Origin of the sequence: Acinetobacter higginsii (assembly GCF_000369525.1) — a bacterium.
GTDB classification, from domain to species: domain Bacteria; phylum Pseudomonadota; class Gammaproteobacteria; order Pseudomonadales; family Moraxellaceae; genus Acinetobacter; species Acinetobacter higginsii.
Genome location: NZ_KB850072.1, coordinates 2,617,270 through 2,623,269 on the forward strand (window position 1 = coordinate 2,617,270; position 6,000 = coordinate 2,623,269).

Consider the following 6,000-nt stretch of genomic DNA (forward strand, 5'->3'; position numbering starts at 1 on the left):
CTCTACTTTTATCTTTTTAATCAAAACATTTAGCTATCAAAAACAAAAGTTAAATTTTTTTTATTCCATTTGTCACAAAACAAAAGGCTGAGTCGTCAAATGAATACCTACGTTGATTTTAATCAGGAACACTATAATGACGACACTCAATATTCATCCTAAAAAACACTTACCAGAGTCAATTCATCATCTCTATCAAGTCCATCAAAACATTCTCGATTCAGCTTTGATAGATCGCTCGCTTTATCATCTTGTTCTATTACGCGCCTCACAAATCAATGGCTGTGCTTTTTGTGTGAAGATGCATATCACAGAAGCTTTGGAAGATGGTGAAATACAATCACGTTTGGACCGTTTGGTGGTATGGCGACATTGCAATGATTATACAGATCAGGAAAAAGCCGCCTTTGCTTGGGTTGAAGCACTCACGACTTTACACCCGCTCACTGATTATGAGCCTTTCCGTATAACACTATTAAAATATTTCAGTGAGCCGCAAATTTCAGCTTTAACTTTACTGATTGGCATGATTAATTTGTGGAATCGAATTGCAATTTCACAGCATTAACATCTATGAAAGCATCAGGCATGATTAGCCAACAAGATTTAACTATTTTTGAGACAAGCCGAACATTCCTGTTCGGTCTTGCTTATCGACTATTAGGGACAACAAGTGATGCTGAAGATGTCTTACAGGATATTTTTATAAAATGGCAACAGCAACCTAAGCAAGATATTCTCAATCCTCAAGCTTGGCTGACCTCTGTATGCACACGCCATTGCATTGATCTACTCCGCGCTCACCACAGGTCTAGAACTGAATATACGGGAACATGGTTACCTGAACCCTATCATCATACAGAAACATTCTCGGTCGAATCCGACTATACCCTCTCTACTGCTTTTCTTTTGATTCTTGAAAAGCTTTCAGTTAAAGAACGTGCAGCATATTTACTACATGACATTTTTAATCTTGATTATGTTGAAATTTCAGAAATCCTTCGGGAACAACAAAGTAATTGTCGACAATTGGTGGCCCGTAGCAGGAAACGAATTGCGGATGAACCGAACGTTCTCTCGAATCATCCGACTCAGCAGCAAATCAACTTACTCAATGCCTTCAAGGTCGCCATTCATTCACACGACCTGAATCAACTCACACAGTTACTTAGTGACGAGATCCAATTTGCAGCGGATGGCGGTGGTAAAGTCTCAGCTATTCGACAGCCTTTCATTGGCCAACCACCTATATTACGTTTCTTTGAACGCTTACTTTTTCAGGCGTGGACAGAGCTCTCTTGGGAAATGTGCCATATCAATGGCAGTGTCGGTTTTAAACTCTATGACTCAGACCATTGTTGTGTCATGGTACTTACTTTTGCTTTCAATGATCAGCAACAACTGCAAAGCATTTATTCTTTACGTAATCCAGATAAACTCAAATAAAAAGGCCAACCGAAGCTGACCTTTTTATTCAATTCAATCTAAAACTTAGTTTTGACGTGCTTTAATGGCTTGTTCGAGTTGCGTCAAAATCGGATTTAACACCGCTTGCTTACGCTTAAAGCTCGCCTTATTGACGATTAAGCGTGAAGAAACTTTGCAAATTTCTTCTAATGGTTCTAAGCCATTAGCACGTAAAGTATTACCTGTATCAACCACGTCAACAATGTAATCACCCAACCCAACCAAAGGTGCAAGTTCCATTGATCCGTATAGCTTAATGACATCCACCTGCTCACCGAGGCTTGCATAGTATTGACGAGTCAAGTTAACGTATTTGGTCGCGATCTTTAAACGGCCTTTTGGTCGTTCCATGCCGACTTTACCCGCCGTCATCAACTTACAATTGGCAATTTTTAGGTCGAGCAACTCATAAACATGTTGCGCACCATGTTCCATCAATACATCTTTACCCGCTACACCAAAGTCTGCTGCACCATTCTCAACATAAGTCGGAACATCAGAAGCACGTAGAATCAAAATACGAACTTTTTTGTGCGTGGTTGGGAAAATCAATTTGCGTGATTTATCTGGATCTTCAAGTAAATTAATACCCGCCTTTTCAAGCAAGGGTAAAGTTTCCTTTAAGATACGACCTTTACTGAGTGCTAAAGTTAAACCATGATCAAAATTGCCCATTACGTCAAAATTTGGATCATCGTTTCTTAAGTCATTCATCCTTTTACTCGCTTAATCTGAGCACCTAAACTTTGCAATTTTTCTTCCACATGTTCGTAACCACGATCAATGTGATAGATACGGTCAACCAATGTTTCACCTTCAGCAACCAAAGCAGCTAAAACAAGTGAAAATGAAGCACGTAAATCTGTCGCCATGACAGGTGCAGCTTGAAGTGTTTCCACACCTGTTACCACCGCATCATGTCCTTCCACTTGGATATTCGCACCCATACGTGAAAGTTCTGGTACATGCATAAAACGGTTTTCGAAAATGGTTTCAGAAATCGTTGCAAAGCCACGTCCAATCACATTGACTGCCATAATTTGCGCTTGCATGTCTGTTGGAAATTCTGGATGCGGTAATGTTCTAAAGCTCACGGCTTTAGGACGTTTGCCCTGCATATCCAATTCAATCCAGTCATCACCACGCGTGACTTCAGCACCCATTTCTTCAAACTTATCCAATACTGCTTCTAATAATGAAGGATCAGTATGGGTAGTCTTCACTCGTCCACCAGTAATGGCAGCGGCAGCTAAATATGAACCTGTTTCAATACGGTCTGCAACAACGGCATATTCACAACCATGCAAACTTTCAACACCAGTAACAACTAAAGTATCTGTATCTAAACCTTCAATTTTAGCGCCCATCTTAATCAACATTTGCGCAAGATCGGTAATTTCAGGTTCACGAGCAGCATTACGAATCGTGGTCACACCTTCAGCCAGTGCCGCAGCCATCAAGATATTCTCGGTACCGCCAACGGTCACCATATCAAAAACAACTTCACCGCCTTTCAAACGACCATCAACTGAAGCATGGACATAGCCATTTTCAACTTCAATCTGCGCACCTAAAGCTTCTAAAGCTTTTAAGTGTTGATCGACTGGACGTGAGCCAATTGCACAGCCGCCTGGTAATGATACTTTTGCATTACCATAGCGCGCTAACAAAGGACCAAGCACCAAAATAGATGCACGCATGGTGCGTACGAGTTCATATGGTGCAAACTGGTTATCCAATGTTGATGCATCAGCACAAACCGTTTCACCTTCATAGCTCATGGTCACACCAAGACCAGCAATCAACTTAACCAATGTGTTTACATCTTTTAGATTAGGTACATTGGTTAGCTTAATCGGAGAGTCAGCAAGGATCATTGCTGCAAGTAAAGGTAAAGCAGCATTTTTAGCACCAGAAATGCGTACTTCACCTTCGAGCTTAACACCGCCCGTAATTAAAAATTTATCCATTAATATTTAAGCTCCGAAAAGGCTTGCTTTGCGCCATTCGTCTTTTGTCATTGCGCGAATCGTAACAGCGTGAACTGCGCCACTCGCAATATAAGAATTTAGAGGTGCATAAACGGCTTGTTGACGAGCAACGGTACGCTTACCTTCAAACTGATCATCCACAATACGAAGGTCAAATTTCCCAGCTTGACCGCTCACTGCTACTTCTGCTTCAGGGAAAGCTTCTTTTAAAATTTGCGTGAGCTGCTCACTATTCATTACAAGGCCTCTTATACAACCATTGGTGTAAAACCAGCTATTTTACTATAACTTTTTCACATAATTCAGTAAGCAGTTTCTTTTTTTATCAATAAAAAAAGAGGCTTCACAAAAAGCCTCTTATACAAAATAAAAAATTAACTCAAAAGTGCCAGTTCATGTTGGTACGAACATTGAATTTTCCGATGTTTTGCTAGCTGGCGTTTTAATTTGTCTGTCAGTTTTCGAATTGAAGTATACATATCATCGGCTGTCGCCTGTGCAAACAGTTCTACCCCTGGCAAACGTATAATCGCTTCAGCGATATGATTTGCACTACCTTTGTGTGAACGTTTGTCAATTTGATGATCTTTAGCCAGCTTGATTTGCATACTATTGACCTGATCTAGATGCTTGGTCATTTGACTAAACTTTTCTTTTATATTTTCTTCAATGGCTGGTGTAATGGTTAAATGGTGCCCACGAATCGTTATTTGCATAATTCTATCCCTCACCTTTTTCTCAGGATACAAGAAAATCGCTTCAGCAAATTTAATGCACATTATCAGTGGTTCAATATCCATTAAATCATTTCAGCGATTCCTCTAGTGATCATTAAAAAAATTCATTATTCCGTAATAATGAACCCCTAGAATAGTCACACCTTGAAATTTAGATCAAGACTTTTCTTTCAGAAGATGAGGCAATATGTAACGATTCACGATATTTTGCCACCGTGCGTCGAGCCACCTCAATCCCTTCATTCTTCAACATTTCAGCAATTGCATTATCCGACAAAGGCTTACGTGGATTCTCGCTTGAAACGAGTTTTTTAATCATGGCTCGAATTGCCGTCGATGAAGCCTCACCACCTGTTGTTGTTCCAACATGACTAGAAAAGAAGTATTTCAATTCAAATAAACCACGTGGTGTCAGCATATATTTATTGGTTGTCACACGAGATACGGTCGACTCATGTAATTCAACTTCTTCTGCCACATCACGAAGTACTAAAGGCTTCATCGCTTCTGGGCCTTGCTCCAAAAAAGCTCTCTGATGCTCAACAATGCAGGTTGCTACTTTCAACAATGTCTTATGACGCTCATCAATACTCTTGATAAAATTCTTCGCTTCCAGCATTTGATTGCGCAAATAGACATTATCATCACTTTGATCAGCTCTACGAATCATGCCTGAATAAAAAGAATTAATGCGTAACTTAGGCAATACATCAGGGTTAAGCTGAACTTGCCAATGTTGATCTTTCTTCGACACGACTACATCAGGAACTTGGTATTCAGATTCTTGTTGATTGAACTCTAACCCAGGATAAGGCTTCAAAGTCTTTAACAAATCAACGGCACTTTTTAATTGCTCTTTAGATAACCCTGTTTGCTTTAACAACTTATTCAAATCATTCGAAATCAATAACTCATAGTATTTCAATAAATTTCTAGCTTCAGCTAGATAAGGAACTTTTTCATTAAAAGTTTCAAGTTGGATTTTCAAGCATTCTGCTAAATTTCTGGAACCGACACCAATAGGATCAAGACGTTGAATATGTTTTAAAACAACAATAATTTCATCTTGCTCAACTTCTTCCTCACTCTCCATTTCCTGTAAAAGACGGGAAACAGCAAGTAAAATGTCATCCAACTCTGCGTCGAGGAATCCTTTATCATCAAGGGAGTCTACGATGCAATATGCAATCAATTTATCTACCGTTGAAAAATGCAAGAGATTGACTTGATCTAAAATATGCTCTTTGAGGCTTAAATGTACCTGACGATTGTCTTCTCTTTCTTCATATTCTGGTGAGGCCAACGCAGTAGATTGATGGGTATAAATATCATCCCATTCAGTATCAACGGGTAAATCATTTGGAAGATGATCAGCATTCAGTTCAGTGGTTAAGTCTCCATTCTCTTTTTCTTCTAGTGAAGAAAGACTTTCCATGGTCCCCATATCTTCTATTTTTTCAAGTAATGGATTACTGTCTAACTGGATTTGAATTTCTTGTTCCAGTTCTAAACTGGATAACTGTAAAAGACGTATGGCCTGCTGCAATTGAGGAGTTAACGATAAGCTGTTCGCAACTTTCAATCCAACAGATAATTTCATAGTCTTTCCTTTTATTAAAATAAGCAAAAAACATGCCTATAAAAATATTTATAACATAAAGCAATGTTTCCGCATACAAGGAAAAAGCTTTTCAACTGACTAATCTGTTCAAAAAACTAGCACACGTCCAATCTTTTATAATATTTATCAAAAATTGTCAGAAAGGACTTTTCTTTACACCTTCTATAAAAGCCTTAGCTCAGAT

The 6,000-nt window shown here is 39.0% G+C and carries 7 protein-coding genes; 2 read left to right on the forward strand and 5 right to left on the reverse strand.

Features of this window, described 5'->3' with window-relative positions; translation table 11 throughout:
- Positions 1 to 136: 136 nt before the first annotated feature.
- Both F902_RS18440 and F902_RS18445 read left to right on the forward strand, forming a co-directional pair.
- Positions 137 to 568 carry a carboxymuconolactone decarboxylase family protein gene (locus F902_RS18440; protein WP_005205747.1) on the forward strand — a complete coding sequence of 144 codons (432 nt, stop codon included), beginning with the start codon at positions 137 to 139 and terminating at the stop codon, positions 566 to 568.
- A gap of 5 nt (positions 569 to 573) precedes the next feature.
- On the forward strand, positions 574 to 1,446 hold the full coding sequence (locus F902_RS18445) for a sigma-70 family RNA polymerase sigma factor (protein WP_005205748.1): 873 nt from the start codon (positions 574 to 576) through the stop codon (positions 1,444 to 1,446).
- A 45-nt stretch (positions 1,447 to 1,491) separates the two neighbouring features.
- On the opposite strand, the gene hisG is transcribed toward F902_RS18445, so the two are convergent.
- From hisG to F902_RS18470, 5 genes are all read right to left on the reverse strand, one after another.
- Complete coding sequence (gene hisG, locus F902_RS18450) at positions 1,492 to 2,181, reverse strand: ATP phosphoribosyltransferase (RefSeq protein WP_005151374.1); 690 nt, start codon at positions 2,179 to 2,181, stop codon at positions 1,492 to 1,494.
- A complete protein-coding gene (gene murA / locus F902_RS18455; RefSeq protein ID WP_004804524.1) occupies positions 2,178 to 3,437 on the reverse strand; it encodes a UDP-N-acetylglucosamine 1-carboxyvinyltransferase in 1,260 nt (419 codons plus the stop codon). The genes hisG and murA overlap by 4 nt, the downstream gene beginning before the upstream one ends.
- Before the next feature lie 6 nt (positions 3,438 to 3,443).
- Entirely contained in the window at positions 3,444 to 3,695 is a 252-nt protein-coding gene (gene ibaG, locus F902_RS18460; protein ID WP_005151378.1) for a BolA family iron metabolism protein IbaG, read from the reverse strand.
- A gap of 137 nt (positions 3,696 to 3,832) precedes the next feature.
- On the reverse strand, positions 3,833 to 4,174 hold the full coding sequence (gene hpf / locus F902_RS18465; RefSeq protein ID WP_004655596.1) for a ribosome hibernation-promoting factor, HPF/YfiA family: 342 nt from the start codon (positions 4,172 to 4,174) through the stop codon (positions 3,833 to 3,835).
- Positions 4,175 to 4,346: 172 nt separating this feature from the next.
- A complete protein-coding gene (locus F902_RS18470) occupies positions 4,347 to 5,795 on the reverse strand; it encodes an RNA polymerase factor sigma-54 (RefSeq protein ID WP_005205749.1) in 1,449 nt (482 codons plus the stop codon).
- Positions 5,796 to 6,000 lie beyond the last annotated feature (205 nt).

What these genes read in the sequence shown, in the direction of transcription:
- hisG (WP_005151374.1), bottom strand. Translation starts at nt 2,181, where the DNA reads ATGAATGACTTAAGAAACGATGATCCAAATTTTGACGTAATGGGCAAT.
- F902_RS18470 (WP_005205749.1), bottom strand. Translation starts at nt 5,795, where the DNA reads ATGAAATTATCTGTTGGATTGAAAGTTGCGAACAGCTTATCGTTAACT.
- F902_RS18445 (WP_005205748.1), top strand. Translation starts at nt 574, where the DNA reads ATGAAAGCATCAGGCATGATTAGCCAACAAGATTTAACTATTTTTGAG.
- F902_RS18440 (WP_005205747.1), top strand. Translation starts at nt 137, where the DNA reads ATGACGACACTCAATATTCATCCTAAAAAACACTTACCAGAGTCAATT.
- ibaG (WP_005151378.1), bottom strand. Translation starts at nt 3,695, where the DNA reads ATGAATAGTGAGCAGCTCACGCAAATTTTAAAAGAAGCTTTCCCTGAA.
- murA (WP_004804524.1), bottom strand. Translation starts at nt 3,437, where the DNA reads ATGGATAAATTTTTAATTACGGGCGGTGTTAAGCTCGAAGGTGAAGTA.
- hpf (WP_004655596.1), bottom strand. Translation starts at nt 4,174, where the DNA reads ATGCAAATAACGATTCGTGGGCACCATTTAACCATTACACCAGCCATT.